We start from the raw sequence: 20,312 nt of genomic DNA, 5'->3' as shown, positions 1-20,312 counted from the left end.
GCATCTGCTTCGGATAATTTCGATTGGCTCTAGTTTCATCAAGCGTTGATTCTTTAAATTTAATTTAAAATCCAGATATTTTGAGCTGTCTCAATTCTAGAAAATTCAATTATTCCCTTGAGGGCCAGGGCAAAATTAATTGGATTTTAGGCATCATGTTCTTGCCCCTCCCGATAGATCGGGACTAAAGGGCTACATGATGCCGAAAATTGTAATACCTGTTTTAAACTAGAGCCTTTCGATTAAGAATATTGGCTTTTTTAATGAAACGCTGGTTCTTTTCAAAATCATCTAAAGTGAACAAACTACACATCACGTAGATCAACAAAGAGGCAGAAATCCCAATCAAAGCCTGCGTTGCCGAAGCGATTTCCCAAGCAACGGGTAAATCAACGCCAAGTGCCACCAGTAAATTATAAGAGGAAAAAAGCAAGCCGAAAATCATGGAGTACACCGCAGCCTTTGAGGTGCCTCTTGCCCAAAGGAAGCCCAGCACCAAGGGCACAAACGCACCGCTGGTAAGAAAATCGGAACCAATCCAAGAAATGGTCAACACCGATTGGATTTTGAGCGCAATCAATAAAGCCAAAGCCGCCAAGAGAAAAGTAGAAATCCTGCCTATGCGCACCTCTTGCTTGGGCGTACTGTTAGGATTGATGTAAGGCTTGTAAACGTCTACGGTTAGTGATAGTGCACCGGTATTTATGAGCGAATCCATGGTGCTCATCATGGCAGAACACAGCCCCAGAAAAAGCACGGCGCTCAATATGGGGTTGGCAATACCACTGATTAGGGTTGGCACAATCCCAGCCTCGGGCACGCTGTCGTAAATTACCGAACTGAACATGCCGGTGTAAGTGACCATGAGATACAAAGGAATAAAGGCAAAAAAACTGATGAGCATCATCTTTCTAGCATCTGTCGCTTTCTTGGCTGCCGAAATGCGCTGCCAAATATTCGCTTGAATCATCCATGAGGTGCCAAAGGTGATCACGTAAGCGAGATTATTGGATACATCACTAAAAAAATCGGTAAAGCCTGTTTTGCCCATGGCCAGCGCTTTTGCTTCCACCGCTTCCATCCCACCCGATTGGCTGTAGGTTAGATAACACAAGAACACTCCCGTAAATAGGAAAAATAAAAACTGTAGGAAATCGGTCAACACCACGCCTTTGAATCCGCCGAACAAGGAATAACTCAGCACAATCAAAGTACCAATGAGCGCTCCAACTGAGTAGCTCACATCGAAAAAGGCATTAAAGAAACGGCCAATCACAATAACCTGAACCGATGCGGCAATGACCATGAAAATGATGATGAAAATACTGAGCAACAAGGCCGCGTGGCCGTTGTAGCGCTGTTTCATGAGCTGAGGCTGTGAGATGCTCCCCACATTGCGAATTCCTTTGGCAAACAAATACATCAAGGCGGTGGCAATGAGCACCGGCACGCCGTAAATCCAAAACGAACTCAAGCCATTTTGGTGGGCATGGTTGACCAGATCAATGGCAGAACCGCCGCCCCACCAAGAGGCGATAAACGTAATGGCCAATAACCAAGCGGGCAAGTTTCTAGAGGCTAGAAAATATTCCTCACTACTATCGTTTCTCCTATTCCAAAGCCCGATGCCAATGATCAGCGCCACGTAAAGCACTAAAAAAAGAATGATGATTGCCGATCTTGACATGTATTAAATGCTTGGGCTTAATGGATTATTTTTCATTTCAAATGGAACGCTTCAGCCGCTCATGCAACAGGAGATTTTTATGAAACTGAATTCGCGAAATTAGCTACTTTTATTGAAACCAGAATTCGAAAAAAGCATCTTTATTCTGAAGCGCTTGATTTTTCAGACTAAACCACTATGCACTTAAGTCCCACAGATTTTTTGAAACAGACTAAAAGTCTGTTGAATTCGTGAAATGAACAGTATCTCATTGAGTGCGCTTTGAGGGGAACAACAGATTTCGCGACAACCTGCCTACCGGCCAGGCAGGTTCGTGTAATTCGTGGCTAAACTATTTTTAGAAGCTAAAACGAGATGCACTAAAGCACATAGTTTTAACTTTTTTTGAGACCAATAAACCTGTTTCAAATTTCAAGATCAATCATTCAGCAAAACGATTTTCCCAAAGTGCTCACCTTCATCCAGATATTCATGGGCTTGCTGGGTTTCTGAAAGTTTAAAGCTTTTATCCAATTGGGGTTTCAACTTACCCGATTCGATCAAGGGCCAAACCTGCGTTTGCAGCTCTTTAACCAAGGCCGATTTTTCCTCCAGACTTTGGGAGCGCAGCGTAATGCCCAAATGGGTAAGCCGCTTGCTCAGCATGGGGAAAAGATTGAGTTCCTCCACCTTGCCCTTCATAATGCCCACTTGCAGAATGGTGCCCAACTTGGCGGCCGCAGCATAATTGCGCTGCACATAAGAGCCACCGATGATGTCCAAAATAAAATCGACCCCTTGGTCATTGCTGTGTTTTTTGACTTCCGCCACAAAATCATGGGTTTTATAATTGATGGCAACATCAGCGCCCAAAGCCTCACTGGCTTTTTGATCGGCAGCACTGGAAACCGTGGTGAATATTTTGGTCGCGCCAACGGCCTTGCAAAGCATGGTCGCGGTGGTACCAATACCCGAAGCGCCACCATGGATGAGAATGGATTTTCCAGCTTCAAATTTGGCGAATTTGAAAAGGTGCGACCATACCGTTAGAAAGGTTTCCATAAGGCCGGCGCCTTCAGCAAAAGATAAGCCCTTGGGTAAAACCGCCACCTGAGCTTCATGCACGCTCACAAATTCGGCATAACCGCCACCGCTAAGAATTGCGCAGACTTTATCGCCCACCTTAAAATTCTTGACATTTTCTCCTATAGTTTCAATCTCACCCGCGACTTCCAAACCCGGGATATCGGTAACGCCTTCGGGCGGATTGTATTTGCCTTCGCGCTGCATCACATCGGGCCTATTAACGCCAGCCGCCTTGATCTTAATCAGGACATCATGATCTTTGGCTTTTGGCTTCTCACGTTCAACGAGTTCTATCACTTCTGGCCCACCGGCTGCTTTAAATTGGATTGCTTTCATAAGTATGGATTAAGTTCTGAAAAATGCTCTAACCGCTTTGCTTAGACCATGCTATTTGAAAACGGAATCCATAAAGTTAATCAAATTTAAAATGCATTAGTTGAGGCCCTTAAATTCTTCCGTTGCGAAGTACTGTATTAGATTAAATCCTATTCTTAATCAATGGACTCCATCAAAGATTTCCATAAACCAACTGAGCAGTTCGTATAGATGACATCGGAGATATTACATTTCAGCGCGGAAGCCTAGCGATCCTAACGACAGCTATTCTTTGAACTTGCAACAGAACCTCAAGGCAACTGGATGATCTCTAAGAAAATATCGGCTTTGTTGTTGATGTTTTGTCTTATGTCATCCTTTTTCAAGCCGCTGGAAATCGAAACAAGCTCCCCAAAAGCATTTTCAAAAATGATGTGCGGGTAGCCAATGGTTGAAATTGTGCTGGCTTGCTGGGTCATTCGGTTATAAATAACCGCTTCCTTCGCGTGGATGCTCTCTGGGGTAATTTGCCAATCTGGATCATTGTTGGATCCAAAAATAAGGGTACCATCTTGACTCGTGCCCGATGGGAAATACGGGGATTCAAAGCTTTGCAGTAAAGCAAAGGTATTGGTTGAATAGAGTCTGTTTTCTGAAAAATTGATCAGGTAATTTCCTGCCGCATTATACTGGGACTCATGCTCCCAATTATCCAATATTGGAATGGGGACAATTTGCTCCTGACTCATCAACCCATTGGTTGCCACTGCATAGAGGTAGCTCGTGTCCTCGTTGTTATAGCCCACCAATAGTTTGTTGTTGTTTAGTGCAAAGCCTTGGTAATTGTAACTGCCTTGATGATTTGGGAAATGGGGCTTGGTATCCACCAAATCCAAATTGGCATTATCTCGGGTAAGTGTATAGATATTATCATTATTCACAAAAATCCAATAGCCCAACTCCGAATACAAAAAATCATCCACGCCAGGCACCGAGGTTTCCAGAGTATATTTATATTGTAAAGTGGTGGCATTGTAAACTGCTAAATCAGACGCCTGCTCTACAACAATTTCCGGACCATAACCAGAATCGATATATTTGATTGGAACGCTAGTAGCATATTGAGGTGCCAAATTGGAGATGGCTTCCGTTTGATTGGTGCTGTAATTAAAGCGATGGATATTCATTGTATTCCCTGCCCCACTCTCCCTTCCGTAGAAATAAGCGATGGTATTTTCAGTATCGATGGCATAGGATTCCACCTTCTGAAAATTGATAATCTCCGGCCGTTTAAAAGCCACCTCATGATACGTGGTGACCTGCGAATTGTAAAAAGAGCTCCGGTTTCCGAAGATATTATGCACATACAGCACGTAATACGGATGCTCCAGATAAGGCGGATTCTCATCCAGAAATGTGGTAAGCTCCCGATCATTGATAATTGCCACCGAATATACTTGTTGTCCTGAGGCAGTGCCTCCATCATAATTCGAAAATGCCAGTTCATAATGCGAAAAATAAGGATCGGCGCTGGCTTGCCAATTGAATTGAATGCTGTAATTCAAAACTTCCGGCGTATTGAGAGTCACGGGTTGGGGATTCAAGTTTTCCGTATTTATGGTGTACGCATAACTCTGGCCCAGAAGTCCGAGATTTGTATAGACTTTGAGATGGTAACACAAATAGTCTTCCGTTGGCGGCGATAAATCGGTAAATTCGGTTGCATTTACATCGCTAATGCTCGCGATGAGTTCGGCATTGGAAATGCTGCAATTATCGCCAGCACTTCGATAAATCTCGTAGCGCTCAAAATCGTTAAAGCCTTGGTAAGACTGCCAGGTAAAACTTAGGAGTTGATCAAAAGCGGCATCTGGATGATCTGTAAAAGTTGGGCTTACCATATCAATCTCATTTGGCGTATATGGTTTTAGATATAAGCTTACGATATCTAAATCACCATCTTCATCCACATCGAACAAGGATTTGAACACAAGTTCATTAGCGTTCAATCGGGTAATGACCAGTTCGTCGCTTTGGCCAAATTGGTTGGACAAGTTGATAATGCCATTATTCAATGCCCAGTTCAAGCTATTCAAATGGTACTCGCAGCCACTGTGTTGGTATAGGTATTCCGTATAAATGCCATTCTCAGAAAACACGAGAAAATCCCGTCCGCACGCTTCGTAAACAACGGGCACTTCTGCGATGTTTCCCTGAAAGCCCACATTGAATATGGCCCAAACACCGGTTAAATCGGCAGCGGAAGCAGAAGTCAATGCACCACTGTAAAAATTAGATTCTGAATTTGGGGCATCATCATCGTTGTCGCAAGACAGGGAAAAACAACACAGTGCAAGCAGGAGGAGATAGACTTTTGCCTTCATAAACGACCCAATTATTTTTTTAATAAATGTAGCTTTTTTTACGATGTGCCAACTAAAAAAAAATTATTTTAAAATAGTAATAAGTGGTTTGATAATTTATAGTTGAATTGGGATTCCTCCCTTTGAAGATTCTGAACTGCTTGTTTGGTATTCCCGACCAACCTCGTTCTGAAACATCGCTCCCATCTTCAAAAAGTTTTTAGAGCTTTGCTTATGCTGACTTCAGCGTTTTTTCAAACAACTCAAACGCTTGCTGCATCCAAGCGAAAATTTATGTTGGTAGAACCGTTTTGGTTTTGGGTAATTAGGATGTCGCTATGCATGGTCTTCCCTAGGATCATCATCGGCATTGTCCAAATCATTCAAAAAGTCGTAATTCTACTTTTTTATAAATAATATCTTCTGTCTTTTCAAACCCAAATTTCACTACCTTTAACTTATAACATGTTCAACCTTAATCTCTTGATTGTGTAATTTGTTCAATGAATCAAGCCCTTTTTCCAGTACCTACTTGTAGCTTAACTATTTTTACAAAGCAGTTCCGCCAATTTATAATCACAGCAATTGGGTAGATATCACAATTGATTCAAGTTTTGTGAAACAATTACGAGAATAATCAGTAAAAAATGGAAATCCTTAAATGGAAAAATCATTTATCCAATTTTATAGCATTTTTAAACTGAAACTGGTCCATACAAGATAATCAGGTTTAAATCAATACCCTCGGGGCAAGCCCACAAGCTATGAATTGAAAGATGTACTTTGTGTTTCAAGACCTCGGGGAATAAAACCCTCTGAAGGGATGTAATAACTTAAAGAGGATGAAAACTGCTTTTTCAAAGTTTTACAGATTTTTTTACGTCACTAACAAATTAATGAGATAAAAAATGAAAGTTTACAACCAATTAATCCTGTACTTGTTTTTTTTAATTGCTTCAATTCAATTAAATGCACAAGACGCTTCTCAAGTATTTAAAAATGATTCCATCACACTTGCGCAAGCCTACATAAACTTGTCTTTGACTAAAGATTATTTCGACAAACTAAGTGATGAACGGCTTTCAAAAATTCTTCCTTTTGAAACTGATGAATTGAAATCTATAAAAGACTCCATCTTTATCAGTGAAAATTCCACGCTCTTTAATTTCACGTATTCATTATTATACTTCAACGAGGCAAAATTACTTTTCAGAAGTAAATCAAAAACTCTTGAAAGAGATATTTTAATCCAGTGGCATGATCATTTGAAAAAAGCAATAGCACATTATAACCTCTCTAATTACTTTACAAATGGAGAAAATGTATTTTATCAATTGATAAATTTTGATGAAAAACTGTACGATGAATTACGTTGGAATATCAATGCACTCAAAAAAGAATTCACGCCCTATTTCAACACTGATATTTACCCAGATTTCAAACGACTATTTTATAAAGCAAAACGTTCAAAAACATACGATTTTGACAAACTTACCTATTTTGCCTCACTTTATGATTTATCCTTAGACTTGTCAATTATCGAGACTGAGCCAAGTTATGAAGGTTTTAATTTTAATTCAATCGCTCAAAATTACCAATTGGATTTGAAGTTGGATTTGATTGCGAGATATCTTCAACTTAAATATATGGCATCAAACCAATACACAAAAGAGTTAAGCCCAACAGAGATTCTGCGACTTTATAAGGCATACGATAGTTTTTATTATGATATTGTTGATAATAAGAACCAGTTTGAAGAGGATGCTTTCATTACAAAAGAATTAAATCCTGAAGTTTGTGATGCCTTGTACAAGGAACTCCAAAAGAAATTCGCTTTGGATGACATTACGGATACCGATCTTGATGGCGTCATAGATGCTAGTGTGGGACAAAACATTGCTGCACCAAGGCAATATTTTTTTCCTAACCCAGCTCCTTTGCCTTCTGCTAGTGCAACCTTTAAAAATTTCAAACCAGAATTGGTGACTTTAGGCAAGGTTGACACGTATATAAGCAACCTATTTACAAGTGCAGGCTATAAGAATAGATTACACTATTATTATGACTTAGACGGATTTGCAATGACCACAAGTTTGGAGAAATTTAATAAAGATGGCTCAGCTATTGAAGATTCTAAGCGTTGGGTCAAAAACTTGGGTGGCGACGGCAAATTTTCATATTATGAAATATTCAAATCGCTCTTCTTCGAAATAGAGTCAGAATTTAGAATGTTTGCAATTATAATCGCTTCAGAAGAAGTTAGGATCAGTAGCGTTGCATTAACACCTGGTGGCGCAGAGACCTTGTTGAAAAATAGCCATCCAGCACTTCCTGATGCCCTGAAAAACAAAACGCTGCCTAATAAGAATCTTACTGTATTGGTTTACCATTTTCACCAAAACGATGTTGGTCAGGTTCCCATGCTCGATTTAAGCGGAAACGTTAAAGTGCAAGATCATTTAAAAAAAGCTGGATTAAGCAAGCTCATTAGGAATTAGGCTTCTATAAAATATACAATTCTATTTTTTAAGGCAATGGATTTTCCCTGAAAAAATCTTCAAACGAAAACACTTTCTTTATGGTATCTCCTGTCTGTAGAATTACATCAATATCAATTATCGGACAATACCCATATCCAAGATATCCAATTGAAAACGAAGACGATGGTTCATTTGAAACCCTTAGGCGATCCACAAAGCCACTACAAAGTTTATAATTCACTTGCTTGATTTCATATTTTCTGAAGGATGGCACGTCAACCCATAGCATATAGTTTCGGTTCTCACTCCCTTTATTGGAAGGACTCACCGATGCCCTTGGGACAATCAAACTATCAATGGGGTAGGTCTGCTCAATACGTAGTTGTTCCATAAGTAAGCTATCGTTTTGATTGACGTATTGTTCCCCACGCCCCTGCATCACTAATTTCAATAATTCCTTGGTATTGTTTTCAGCATTTTGGGATTTGACTTTTTCCTGCTCTGCAACAATGCCTTCTTTTCTTGCCTCAATTGCGAAGAAAACGGTTGTGGTAATTAAAAGCAAAAGTGCCACAATAGCAACAGAAAGTATGGTTATTCGTCTCTTCTTTAATATTTCGGCATATTGCCTATCTATATCTTTAAGTTTCTCTTTTGTAACATGAGACCTGCTTTTAGAAATCCATTCGCGCTCTTCATCACTTATAGGGAACTTCTCTAAGTAAGGTTCAATGAACACTAATTGCTTTTCGGTAAAGAATTCTCGACCCTCTTCTTTTACGGCAACCTGACTTTTTATAAGCCGTTTGATCTCCAATTGTGCGGTTTCCTCAACACTACGCTTTTCTGCAATGGGTTTGGCGAGTGCATCATGCGCAATTTCGAACATTTCATTAGTGTCATTATAGCGTAGTATACGGCTATTGATAAAATCTCCCACTACGGCATCAACCAAGGTTCTGTCCAAATTAGGCAAGCGTTCATACAAATCTTGTTTGCTTATTGGGTCTTTAGTTCCTTCAAGTGTTGAAAACGGAGACAATATTCTCCAAATCATATCAGGCACTAAAACCGGGTACCTCTCTTTAAGTTTATTAGAAATTCCAGCCACCTGACCTTCTAAGAAATCGATGAGCACATCACCAATTTCTCCCATATCATTAAGTGTAGCCACGTTAAATTCCGCTTCGGTGCTGCGGCTTTCATCTCCTGTGATTTTCAGATAAAATTTATCTAAAAACACCTGAAGAAATGGCAATTGGATGGTCAAGGACTTTTCTTCTCCTTTTATCTTGTCAAAAATCCCTTCAGCAACCAAATCAGATTCCCCAGACTTGATGCTAATATTGGAATCGTTATACGCTGTTGCACCAATGATGACTTGTTTTACCTTTTCAAGATTCATTGGTTCAATGCGCAATTTTTTTCTCAAAAGTTGAGGCACTTCCCTTTCAAAGTGCGACAAATGCCCTAGATATTCCTCCCGGATAGAAAAAATCAGCTTTACTGGTTGCTGCGATTGGAGTATATCCTGAACCGTTTTGATAAACAAGTCTTGCTCTGCTCTTGTACCAAGTATGAAGAGTTCTTCAAACTGATCGAAAATCAAATAAATAGGTCTGAACGACTTTTGGTAAACCGCATTTATAGATTTTCCAACCGCACTTAACTCCTTATTGCTTTTTTCAGCATCATCAGACCATTCGTTCGACCAATTGACTCCAACTACTGGGTCTAATGAGTTCCCACCGGCATCCTCAAGTGCTTTTTCTAGTGATTTGTTGATGTTGTTTCCTCTGCGTATCATCAATGCGAGCCAATCATGCGGTTGGAATTTACCGGCCAGCCCACAATTGATAAGGCTTGTTTTACCAGTACCAGATGCGCCATAGATAAGAATGACCGATGACTGAAAAACCATCTCGTAGAGTGCACTTATTTCTTCATCACGGCCAAAAAATATGCCCCTATCTTCCCTTTTATAAGAATCCAGAAATTTAAAGGGGTATTTTTTCATAGCATTGATTTTTAATAAAAAACGTCTTAAAATTCATCCATTTCAGTATCTTCTTCTATACCTACGAGCGCTTTTTTTGCTTTGTAGAACAGGTCAAACACATTATCAAAATTCATGTCCTTTCGATTCTCTTTATCTGATAACCAGTTATTGATTGCTCGAACATCAGTATCATCAGGCTTCATATTGCCAGATTTTTTGATGGTTACCTTGCTATTATCCTCAATAAAATTATAGTTCAGATTCATATCATCGAAGGTATTGCAAAATGAGTAAAAGCAAATTTTTGATCCACCAGCATCTGCCAACCCATTATAGTCAATAACGAATGGCACTAAATTTATATTTTTCTGATAATTATCTTTAAAAAGCAAAACTGCATAGGAAGTGACTGGTGTGCTGTCCTTTCTTATTTTTCCGTATTTATTCGTGCTGGCTTGACTATCGCCATCCAATAAGGTATAATGATGTAGATAAAAACCTTCTTTATCGTTTCGTTGAAAACTGTAATCTATGTCCTTTATGGAAATCATTTTATACGCAACCAAAAAATTCAGGCTTTCCAGTAAAATGGCTAGATTTTTTTCGGCATTTGCGCAGTCGACTAATGTATAGGAAGTGCCATCCAACAACTCAGCTACCGTATTTAAATCAGCACAAGCAGTAGACAAATCGTTGCCTGCCTGCAACTTGGGCAAAAAGTCCTTCAGTTCGGCAATGGGGAACTCCAATTGATTATCAAGAAAAACGGTGATCAAAGTTTTTGACAAGGCTGTTAAACCCTTGATACTTTCATCGGTAGCGTTCTTAAAAAACTTAATCAAAACACTATTCTGGTCATTAGAAAGTTTGAGTTTGTTCTTTAAATGGTTATCCCATAAAGATGAGATGAGTGCATAACATATAAGTTGTAAAGCCCTTAGCGCTGTTAGATGGCAATTTTCAAGATATCTTTTCATCTTATAATCTGAAAAGTCTTCTTCGCCAATCGACATCAATTTACGCAGTTGCATCCCCAGGACACCAACATAACCAGAGATAATAATACGCTTTACGGTAGGCACCAAATCTTTATTTTTCTCCCAATCTGCATAGGTTGATAAAAAATCATTCGCTTTACGGTCGTAGGGTTTAATTGCTTGAATCAAGCTTTTGGTAAGGACATCGTTGAAGGTGTTTTCAATTGGTTTTTCTGCAGGTTGTGGGGCGTCAGCATTATGGGGTAGCTCCTTCTGAGCTCCAAAATTCGTTTCGAATGCAGGCAGGTATTTATCAAGTTGTGATCTGTATTGATTGATCAGGTTATCGATATTGGTGTACTTGGTATAAAAATGGCCAAGGCTTCCTATTTTTTTCTTGAAGGCCAAGAGCGTATTGATTTCATCGGTAATTGAACCTGTATTGATCTGGGCATCTTTAAAATAGGTCCATATTTTTGGCTTCCCCTTATCTTTAAAAACCTGATAGGCCGTATCAAATTCTTCTGAGGAATACTTGCCAACTTTTGTAAAAAACAGGCAAAGCACAATATCACAGTTGCTAATGGCATTATTATATTCATCCTGAAGTCTCGTATCAGATATGGCATCGAGAAAATTTTCCCATTGCACAATTTCCAGATAGACGCCTTTAGTATGTAGCCTATCGTTTTCCATGCTGATAAACTTTCGAAATTGATCTCGATCATCTTTCAATTCAGAAGAGGACGCAATAAAAATTCGGATGGTTTTCATACAGTGATTCTATTGACTAAATATAAACTTTTTTACTGGTATTCAATCGAAAAGAATTCGTTGCTCTTTAATTTTGCTGAAATAATTCAAATTTTTTGTCGAAAATCGATGGCCATAAAGCACTTAATTGAAGCATTTTACAATTAGCCTTCTCAACTTGACTATAAATCTTCATGCAATGAAAGCCTAATAATTTTGCATTACCTAGGCAATAAAACACTTGCAAAATTGAAATTTTATAAGTTGAAAAGGAGCATAATTGTTTAGCGATTCTTGCTCAATTAAAGGGATATCATTTTAAACATGGATTGTGCAAAATTGACAAAATACAGACACCAATTGAACATTTAAAATTAAATATTTTAGCTTAATTTTGATAAGCTAACTACAAAAAGCGTGAACTTGGCAAGCATTATCGTTATTTACCACACAGTTAAAATGGCAAGTTTTGAACCGAAATAGTTGGCACAATGAAACCGAAATCACTGGCACAAATCGAAGCGAATTACCTGAGCATTGGCCGGGTTGATAGCTTCGTCGCGGTGGGATACTCAAGTGCTGGTGCCAACATCAAGCAAGACACCAATTTTATGGGGACTCCGAGGATGCTATATTGAGGTGGGTTTTTGGCGGCTTATGGTTTCTGTGGGCAATTATTAATCTTACACTTTTACCAAGTAGAATTTTTTTAGTATAGAAAAAAGCGATGATATCTGGAGGCTCATTGATAGAGGTCATATTCAGTGTGCTCTGATTATTTGGGGGTTGCGTATAGCCCGTTACCAATTTTAGAGCTAAGCTTTTTTATGGGTTTCAGTTCACAAGCCTTAGGAGTCCAGTCTAGCTTCGTTCATTTAAATTCTGGATTTTCTGATAGGACTTCGGAAGGCAAGCCGCACATCGTCGAAAGTTACTTTCCAACTATATAACATGTATATTACTCCTATTCATCGGTATAAAGTGGGTCGCTAGTCAAATCGCTCACGACGGCAGATCTGTGAAAATCGAACCATTGGGTAAATAGCTTCCAACTTAAAGCAGGAAACGTCGTTTCGTCCATACATTGCTCATAGAGTTCGTTGAGAAAAATCTTTTTCCAGTAAGATTTCAATTCGCCTTTGGGATCATCTATAAAGAGTTCGTCTTCTAACAAGTAGCTGTTGTACTCATCGATATCTGCCATATTGGTTGGTTCTAAATCTGGAAATAGCTTATTGCTCCAATCGTAAAAAGGTTGTTTTGGGATGACAAGCAATACGCTTCTGTTAATGGTGGGAAGTAATATCATTTAGTTTTGTTTTTAATTAGTTTTGAATTTAATAAGCTTAGCCAGCTTTTTTAGACGCTCTAGCTCTTAACGGGCTGTTTCTACAGCAGTTTATTTTGTGTAAAAATAGCATAAACCTCATAATGCGCAAATGTTCGGAATGAGCAATGCTAGCATGTGAAAAAGCAACTGGCCAAATCACTCACTTCCCGATGCAGTATTTTAAAACCTAGGGTTTATAGGGATTCGCAAAGGTTATGTGGTGCATATGTTGCACAAAGTGGGGATTTAATGAGAAACTAAGAGATACTATAAAAAATGAAATTAAATTTTTTGACTATTTATTGCAAAAATAAGACAATTGAAATAATGAACTTTTAGTGTTTCAGATAACATGACTCTTTTAAATTATAGGATTATGATACTTAGAGAACAATTGAGGAGTCTGAGTTCATTCAGTATTTATATTTTTAGTAGATAAAACTTAATATCAGGTAGCATTCTGCAATTTCATTATTTTTAGAAATAGGTTATGGCTTACGAATCAAATTGAAACTGATGCCATCTATTCAACAACCCCACTATTTACTGCCATGACAGTAATCAACCCTTTTACTCTTTAAATATGTGATTTTTCATATTAATAGCCCATTAATTACTGCTATGACAGTCATATTCAATTGTTTTAAATATTTTATTATAATTCCATCAATGAATTTCATATTTTTACTGCTAAAACAGTATATAATGAATGATCTTGATTTAGGTGCTTTTATTAAAGACCACCGAAAAAATGCTGGACTAACGCAGCTTGAGTTAGCCGACTTAGCAGGAATAGGTAAGACCACTGTTTTTGATATTGAAAAAAATAAAGAAACAGTGCGTTTCAATAATCTTTTGGCAGTACTTCATGTACTGAATATTAACGTAGAATTTAAAAGTCCTTTAACTAAGTAATCATGAGAAGAGCAATTGTATTTGTCCACGGAAAAAGAGCAGGGATTTTAACAGAACTATCTGCTAACGATTATAGTTTTAACTATGATGAACATTATGAAAGTGCGGCAGTTTCATTGACTATGCCTACAAGTCATAAAAAATATAGTTATAAATCCTTTCCTCCTTTTTTTGAAGGTCTATTGCCTGAAGGTGTCATGTTAGAAGGATTATTACGTATCGGTAAAATTGATAAAAAAGATTATTTCTCTCAACTGATTGCTACAGGAAATGATTTAGTAGGCTCAGTAACGGTTAAATTGAGCGATAATGAATAGATGCCCTATTACTTACGAATTATGTGGTACCGATAGATACAGTGCAAAAGGACTTCGAATGATAGCTCCTAAGCTGACTTATTTAAATGATTTACCATATACTGCGGCCGAACTTCGCCAGGAAGCTGCAAATAGAGCTAAAAAGCTCTCCATTCAAGGCGTACAGCCAAAGCTTAGTGCGGCTATTTCAATAGTTGATCAAGAATTTAAAATTGTGGATCAATTTGGAACCTACATTATAAAACCACAAAATGATTTATTTCCAGAATTACCAGAAAATGAAGATGTCACTATGCGAATGGCTAAAGTGTTTGGTTTAGAAGTGCCATTTCATGGTATGCTATATGGCAAAGATGACAGTTTATCCTATTTCATTAAGCGTTTTGATCGTTATGGCAAAGGAAAAAAATTGGCAACCGAAGATTTTGCCCAGTTAACAGGCAACACAAGAGATACTAAATATCGTTTTACGATGGAAAAACTTATTCCTGTACTTGATGACTATTGTTCGTTTCCCGCCATTGAAAAAGCAGATTTTTTTAAAAGAGTACTTTTTTGTTATGTTACAGGAAATGAAGATATGCATTTGAAAAACTTTTCACTAATTACCAAAAATGGCACAATTACGCTCACTCCTGTATATGATTACTTAAACTCTACCATAGCAATTAAAAATCCAGAAGAAGAAATTGCACTCACATTGAAAGGGAAGAAAAGTAATTTGAAAGCATCTGACTTCATCAACTATTATGCTAAAGAAAGACTCCAACTTAACGAAAAAACAATTGCTACTATATTAGAACAACTAAATAAAGCAACTCCAAAATGGAAAGAACTGCTTGAAATTTCTTTTCTCTCAAATGAGATGAAAGAAAAGTATTTGATTCTATTGGAAACTAGAATAGAGATGATTGGGTCGTTCGATAAAAAATAAAATCCAATCTTCCTGCTCACCAATGTTATTACCTCATACAATCAATCTTTAGTCAGGCTATAGCCCGATTAATTTACATAAATAGTCAGGCTATACCCTGATAATAACTTATGATATGTCACGTGCACAATTTAAACTACGCATTCAAATACAATCAAGTCATACCTATCGTGTCAGACTATAAAAAGACTTTTACAAAGAAGCCATCGACATATCCAAACGCACGCATCATCGCAGCTTAATACTGGCGCCTAAATTATTAAAAATCAGTCTTAGCTTGGGTAACGTCGCGAAATGTCGGCACATTCTCAGTAATTGTGCCCGCACCTTTCTTATTGATTTTGAAGGTCACATCTTTTGTGGTGGTAAATAAAAGCACTGTTGAAAAAGGTGCTTTAAGATGCGATTTTAAAAACTCAAAAGCATCTTCCAGGGTAAGTTCCTTTTCCTCGTCTTCGGTTTCTTTAGAAGCATAGCGCAATTTCACTAACACCTTAAAGCCGTCTTCTGAGTAAATTGGCCGGACAAAAATGTTTTTCAAATTAGGTTTACCGATGGTTTTTGCCATGGTTAATTTAGCAAAGCGTCGGTCATGGATGCTTTCCCTTACTTGATCCCAAAAAAGGACAAACTCATCTTGATACGGCATACACTAAAATTTGAGGATAACAGCTGTTAGGTTTCAAAAATAACATTTATAAATTAGAACTTCGTGATCCGTTTAATAAGAAATATTCCCTGGTGGTTATGCTTTAAAAAACAGTATGCACTATTGTGATGACAACTTCTTTATAATTATTTAAAGTATCAGATGTTAAGCGGTCATTCCCTTCAATAATAACTTAGAGAAGCTAGGGTTGATTATGTTTTGGAGAGAGGATTAAAGACTTTTCATGTTTTTGGTAATACCACACTCCATGAAATGGTAAATTCCAAGCCAAAAACTAAAGCAGAATTAATTGATGTAAAAGGGATTGGCGAGAGAAAACTACTTTAGCCCCCAATAAGTTCGGAGTGATATTTTAGATTTCAAAATTAATATATTTGAGATATGAAATACAAGAAATGGACTTTAGAGCAGAAGTTGGAAATACTATCGACTTCAGACGAGATAGGGATCGTTGAGAGCTGCCGTAAACACGGTGTGAGTACCGGTACATTCTACAGCTGGAAAAAGAAGTTTGAACTCATTGGTTAAACGGGCGGTTGCAGAGAGTTGTTTTTCTAAATCTTTACGGTCTACCATCATAATAACCTTATAATCTTTCAGGTCGTCTTGCGAGCGTAACTTACGCACAAAAAACACCATGGTCAAAGATTTACCAGAACCTTGGGTATGCCACACCACCCCAGAGCGTGTTTTACCAGTAGTCTCATTTCTTAATCTGTCTATTATTTTGCCAACCGCTCTATACTGTTGATAACGACACACAATTTTGAATTCAACACCTTCTTTTATTTCCATAAATAAAGTAAAGTGCTGTAGGACATCTAATAGAATCTCTTTGTTTAATAAGCCTTGTATTAATACTTCTTGCCGTACTCTCGGATCACTTTGTAGTCCGTTATTTTGATACCTCGCAGTTTCTTCTGCTGCATACCTCTCTACATCTATATTTTTATATACTTCTGGGAAAATATCTTTCCAGTTTAAGTAATATTCAAAATCTCCAGAGATTGAACCTGCTCGGGCTTCCTCACCATGTGTAGCAACACTGAACAGGTTATAATGAAATAAACGCTCCTCGCCATCCGTAAATCCAAAATCATCTCCTCTGGTATTGGCATAGCGCATTAATTGCTCCACACTACTGGAAATAGGATCTGCGACATCCACATCTTTACATTCAACTACAGAAAACGGCAGACCATTTACGAACAACACAATGTCGGGAATGATCCCTTCTCTTGGGCCACCTGGTGTTACAATTCTAAATTGGTTGATGGCTACAAATTCATTGTTATCCCAATGTTTAAAATCGATCAATTTTACTAAAGGATTTTCTTCTCCTGTAACTTCATTTTTTGCAACCGTTGTTTTTGTAACGCCAATGAGTTTTTCAAAAACCTGTTTATTGGCTTCCAAAAGTGACAAATTCGCTTTTTCGGCAGCTATCGTTTCGTTGTATAAGTCGTCTAATTGTTTATCGGTTAGCCATGCAATGCCATTAACGCTATTTTTTTTTTAACCGCTTTTTTAAATTCTTTTTTAAGCGTAACTTCTTTAAAACTCGTACGCAAACTTTTAGCAGGATCTTGTGGAATACCAAAACTGCCTTGGTCTATGATGCGCCAATTGAGTGCTCTTAATTTCTCTAAAAAAGGTTTTTCTACGTTGGTGTATTCTGCCATATCCTTATTATTTTTCTAATTCTTTTTCTAATTCTTCTACGGTTGGCAAACTACTTTTTAAGTGGTCTGGCAGTACTTCTGTTAAGTTAAACTCGCTTACTCCCATGGGTTGGCTCATCCCTCTTAAAGCAAATTCTACTTCTACATTATTTTTATCTCTGCATAATAATATACCTATGGATGGCTTGTCACTTTCTTGTTTTAAGGTGTCATCTAAAGCCGATAGATAGAAGTTTAATTTCCCTGCATACTCAGGTATAAACTTGGTGTTTTTTAACTCAATAACAACGTAACATTTTAGTATGGTATGATAGAACAATAAATCTAAATAATAATCTTGGTCTGCAATTAAAATGTGGTATTGCTTGCCTAAAAACGCAAAGCCTTTACCTAATTCTAATAAAAATTTAGACACGTGTTCTATCAATTGGTTTTCAAGGTCTTTTTCTTTGAAATTCTCTTTTAGAGTTAAAAAATCAAATACATAAGGGTCTTTTATAGTTTGCTTTGCTAAATCTGATTGTGGTACTGGTAGGGTTTGTTGAAAATTGGTAACCGCTTTGCCTTGCCTTTTATAAAGATTGGACTTTACTTGCAACAACATGGTATCTCTGCTCCAACCATTTATTGCTGTTTCTTGCACGTAAAACAGCCTTTCTGCTATGGATTTTACTTTGGCAAGTAAGCTGATGTGATGATACCAAGGTATTTGTGCAAGTGACACTTGCACTTTTTCATTTTGTGCAAGCGACACTTGCACAATTTAAACTACGCATTCAAATACAATCAAGTCATACCTATCGTGTCAGACTATAAAAAGACTTTTACAAAGAAGCCATCGACATATCCAAACGCACGCATCATCGCAGCTTAATACTGGCGCCTAAATTATTAAAAATCAGTCTTAGCTTGGGTAACGTCACGAAATGTTGGCACATTCTCAGTAATTGTGCCCGCACCTTTCTTATTAATTTTGAAGGTCACATCTTTTGTGGTGGTAAATAAAAGCACTGTTGAAAAAGGTGTTTTGAGATGCGATTTTAAAAACTCAAAAGCATCTTCCAGGGTAAGTTCCTTTTCCTCATCTTCGGTTTCTTTAGAAGCATAGCGCAATTTCACTAACACCTTAAAGCCGTCTTCTGAGTAAATTGGCCGGACAAAAATGTTCTTCAAGTCAGGTTTACCGATGGTTTTTGCCATGGTTAATTTAGCAAAGCGTCGGTCATGGATGCTTTCCCTTACTTGATCCCAAAAAAGCACAAACTCATCTTGATACGGCATACACTAAAATTTGAGGATAACAGCTGTTAGGTTTCAAAAATAACATTTATAAATTAGAACTTAATGATCCGTTTAATAAGAAATATTCCCTGGTGGTTATGCTTTAAAAAACAGTATGCACTATTGTGATGACAACTTCTTTATGATTATTTAAAGTATCAGATGTTAAGCGGTCATTCCCTTCAATAATGACTTAGAGAAGCTAGGGTTGTTAATGCTTTGGAGAAAGGATTAAAGACTTTTCATGTTTTTGGTAATACCACACTCCATGAAATGGTAAATTCTAAGCCAAAAACTAAAGCGGAATTACTTGATGTAAAAGGGATTGGTGAGAGAAAGCTAGAACAAATTAGTGATAGGGTTTTGGAAATAATCAGAAAACATGCGTCTTAAAATTATTCATATAATTAGAAACAGAAGATTAAAACAAAATCAACATAGTCTTTCTTATAATAAATTGTCGTTTTATTCATGCTGCGACATTTTTAAAAAAAAAGAAGCTAGATCTAAGCGCTGAATACGTTTAAAAGAACAAGGAAGTTCTCACCAAACTACCAAATCTTAAATTCCTTTAAATAAAGCCACTAGCCATTTTGACCGTAGCTTTCAACAAGGTCCAAATGCACCTTGTGAAGCGTTAAATAGCTTTCTAAGGAATAGCCGATCCTATGCTGTTTCGAGTTTTCAAAATGCGCTGGAAGTGGCTTATACTTTTCCATCATGGCCTCATAAAAATCGTCAAGTTTCTTAAAATAATCAAATACATATTCATAACCAGTAATATCTATGATCAGCTGTAGCTGATCAGATTCATAAGTCACACAAGAATCAACGCTCAAATCCTCAGGAATCGAAAAGTTAATGTTCGCATAACGATCCATTTGATTTTCGAATAACCAAATGAGTTTGTCGCGTTCGGTTGTAGCCACTTGAAAATCGATTAAGGCCTCTAGGGCATTTTCAGTTATGGTCTTAATGGAAACGATACGATCCAATTTCCCTAATAAACGCGATGCATCATCAAAGAGCTTGTAGTCTAAACTAGAAAAGGGATCCAGCCCATCGAAAAAGTTTCGCAAATAACGAAACCCATCGTACCAGTTGAAGAGTTTGTCAAACTTAATTGGAGTTTTGAAATGTTCTAATTCAAAACCTAAAAGTTCATATTGCGCCTTGACCATGAGATATTCAGTACTGGGTCTAAACGCCAACTCCTCATCCAAGCAAATACTAAAGCCCAGATCGTGAAGCTTTTCGAGATCAATAACATTGGTCAGTTGATAGCACACATAAATATCCTCGACCAAAATACCATCTTTGCTTTCGATATAAAGATCCAAATAAAATCCAGTATTCAGAAAGACTTGTTCGATTTGACACTATCATTAGCTTAAATTATCAAGACAACCCATCGATATGGAGTGTCTACATTTGCTGTGACGAATTTATCTAGTCCGAAAACTATAACTTTGTATTATGAGAAGAAATTTCGACAATGAATTTAAAACAACTGTGGTAGAATTGCTGCAGGCAGGTAAAAGTGT

16 protein-coding genes and 3 pseudogenes are annotated in these 20,312 nt (G+C 37.6%); 7 read left to right on the top strand and 12 right to left on the bottom strand.

The genetic code is table 11. From position 1 onward, the window contains the following. Positions 1–223: 223 nt before the first annotated feature. The 3 genes from ESY88_RS18720 to ESY88_RS18710 form a co-directional block, all read right to left on the bottom strand. Positions 224–1,687, bottom strand: coding sequence for a sodium:solute symporter family protein (locus tag ESY88_RS18720; protein WP_147088129.1), 1,464 nt, complete (start codon positions 1,685–1,687; stop codon positions 224–226). Positions 1,688–2,104: 417 nt separating this feature from the next. Further along, positions 2,105–3,088 carry an NAD(P)H-quinone oxidoreductase gene (locus tag ESY88_RS18715; protein WP_147088128.1) on the bottom strand — a complete coding sequence of 328 codons (984 nt, stop codon included), beginning with the start codon at positions 3,086–3,088 and terminating at the stop codon, positions 2,105–2,107. A gap of 290 nt (positions 3,089–3,378) precedes the next feature. Further along, positions 3,379–5,451 (bottom strand): lipocalin-like domain-containing protein, encoded by a 2,073-nt coding sequence (locus tag ESY88_RS18710; RefSeq protein ID WP_147088127.1) that lies wholly within the window; start codon positions 5,449–5,451, stop codon positions 3,379–3,381. Between the two features lie 887 nt (positions 5,452–6,338). Between ESY88_RS18710 and ESY88_RS18705 the strand changes: the two genes are divergently transcribed. Beyond that, a complete protein-coding gene (locus ESY88_RS18705; protein WP_147088126.1) occupies positions 6,339–7,928 on the top strand; it encodes a hypothetical protein in 1,590 nt (529 codons plus the stop codon). Positions 7,929–7,956: 28 nt separating this feature from the next. Here ESY88_RS18705 and ESY88_RS18700 read toward each other — a convergent pair whose 3' ends face one another. From ESY88_RS18700 to ESY88_RS18690, 3 genes are all read right to left on the bottom strand, one after another. Next, positions 7,957–9,927 (bottom strand): ATP-binding protein, encoded by a 1,971-nt coding sequence (locus ESY88_RS18700; RefSeq protein ID WP_147088125.1) that lies wholly within the window; start codon positions 9,925–9,927, stop codon positions 7,957–7,959. 26 nt (positions 9,928–9,953) lie between these two features. Next, positions 9,954–11,660, bottom strand: a complete 1,707-nt coding sequence (locus ESY88_RS18695) for a DUF4062 domain-containing protein (RefSeq protein ID WP_147088124.1) — start codon at positions 11,658–11,660, stop codon at positions 9,954–9,956. A 943-nt stretch (positions 11,661–12,603) separates the two neighbouring features. Continuing rightward, on the bottom strand, positions 12,604–12,948 hold the full coding sequence (locus tag ESY88_RS18690) for a VacJ (protein WP_147088123.1): 345 nt from the start codon (positions 12,946–12,948) through the stop codon (positions 12,604–12,606). 726 nt (positions 12,949–13,674) lie between these two features. On the opposite strand from ESY88_RS18690, the gene ESY88_RS18685 reads away from it, so the two are divergent. From ESY88_RS18685 to ESY88_RS18675, 3 genes are read left to right on the top strand one after another with little or no spacing between them, the layout of a single operon-like run. Further along, on the top strand, positions 13,675–13,884 hold the full coding sequence (locus ESY88_RS18685; RefSeq protein WP_147088122.1) for a helix-turn-helix transcriptional regulator: 210 nt from the start codon (positions 13,675–13,677) through the stop codon (positions 13,882–13,884). Between the two features lie 2 nt (positions 13,885–13,886). Beyond that, the gene (locus ESY88_RS18680; RefSeq protein ID WP_147088121.1) at positions 13,887–14,201 is read left to right on the top strand and encodes a HipA N-terminal domain-containing protein; all 315 of its coding nucleotides are present in this window, start codon (positions 13,887–13,889) and stop codon (positions 14,199–14,201) included. 58 nt (positions 14,202–14,259) lie between these two features. Next, complete coding sequence (locus tag ESY88_RS18675) at positions 14,260–15,135, top strand: HipA domain-containing protein (protein ID WP_223270891.1); 876 nt, start codon at positions 14,260–14,262, stop codon at positions 15,133–15,135. 259 nt (positions 15,136–15,394) lie between these two features. On the opposite strand, the gene ESY88_RS18670 is transcribed toward ESY88_RS18675, so the two are convergent. Then, on the bottom strand, positions 15,395–15,784 hold the full coding sequence (locus ESY88_RS18670; protein ID WP_147088119.1) for a hypothetical protein: 390 nt from the start codon (positions 15,782–15,784) through the stop codon (positions 15,395–15,397). A 204-nt stretch (positions 15,785–15,988) separates the two neighbouring features. Between ESY88_RS18670 and ESY88_RS21935 the strand changes: the two are divergent. Next, positions 15,989–16,132: pseudogene (locus ESY88_RS21935) on the top strand (HRDC domain-containing protein); the annotation flags it as partial. A 54-nt stretch (positions 16,133–16,186) separates the two neighbouring features. Further along, a pseudogene (locus tag ESY88_RS21760) lies at positions 16,187–16,261 on the top strand (transposase); the annotation flags it as partial. On the opposite strand, the gene ESY88_RS18655 reads toward ESY88_RS21760, so the two are convergent. The 4 genes from ESY88_RS18655 to ESY88_RS18640 form a co-directional block, all read right to left on the bottom strand. Next, positions 16,238–17,221, bottom strand: a complete 984-nt coding sequence (locus ESY88_RS18655) for a type I restriction endonuclease (RefSeq protein ID WP_262713133.1) — start codon at positions 17,219–17,221, stop codon at positions 16,238–16,240. The pseudogene ESY88_RS21760 and the gene ESY88_RS18655 sit on opposite strands and share 24 nt — an antisense overlap. A 65-nt stretch (positions 17,222–17,286) precedes the next feature. Continuing rightward, on the bottom strand, positions 17,287–17,487 hold the full coding sequence (locus tag ESY88_RS21560) for a hypothetical protein (RefSeq protein WP_147088116.1): 201 nt from the start codon (positions 17,485–17,487) through the stop codon (positions 17,287–17,289). Between the two features lie 7 nt (positions 17,488–17,494). Then, positions 17,495–18,217: a PDDEXK nuclease domain-containing protein gene (locus tag ESY88_RS18645; RefSeq protein WP_223270894.1), complete on the bottom strand. Its 723-nt coding sequence runs from the start codon at positions 18,215–18,217 to the stop codon at positions 17,495–17,497. Between the two features lie 161 nt (positions 18,218–18,378). Then, on the bottom strand, positions 18,379–18,768 hold the full coding sequence (locus tag ESY88_RS18640) for a hypothetical protein (RefSeq protein WP_147088114.1): 390 nt from the start codon (positions 18,766–18,768) through the stop codon (positions 18,379–18,381). Positions 18,769–18,972: 204 nt separating this feature from the next. On the opposite strand from ESY88_RS18640, the pseudogene ESY88_RS21930 reads away from it, so the two are divergent. Then, positions 18,973–19,161, top strand: a pseudogene (locus ESY88_RS21930) (HRDC domain-containing protein); the annotation flags it as partial. A gap of 191 nt (positions 19,162–19,352) precedes the next feature. Here ESY88_RS21930 and ESY88_RS18630 read toward each other — a convergent pair. Further along, positions 19,353–20,108 (bottom strand): hypothetical protein, encoded by a 756-nt coding sequence (locus tag ESY88_RS18630; RefSeq protein ID WP_147088112.1) that lies wholly within the window; start codon positions 20,106–20,108, stop codon positions 19,353–19,355. Positions 20,109–20,312: the final 204 nt, after the last annotated feature.

The sequence above is a fragment of the Subsaximicrobium wynnwilliamsii genome, assembly GCF_007997225.1.
Classification (GTDB): domain Bacteria; phylum Bacteroidota; class Bacteroidia; order Flavobacteriales; family Flavobacteriaceae; genus Psychroserpens; species Psychroserpens wynnwilliamsii.
Note: the sequence above shows the minus strand (reverse complement) of the source record. Positions and strands in the feature narration are given on the sequence as shown.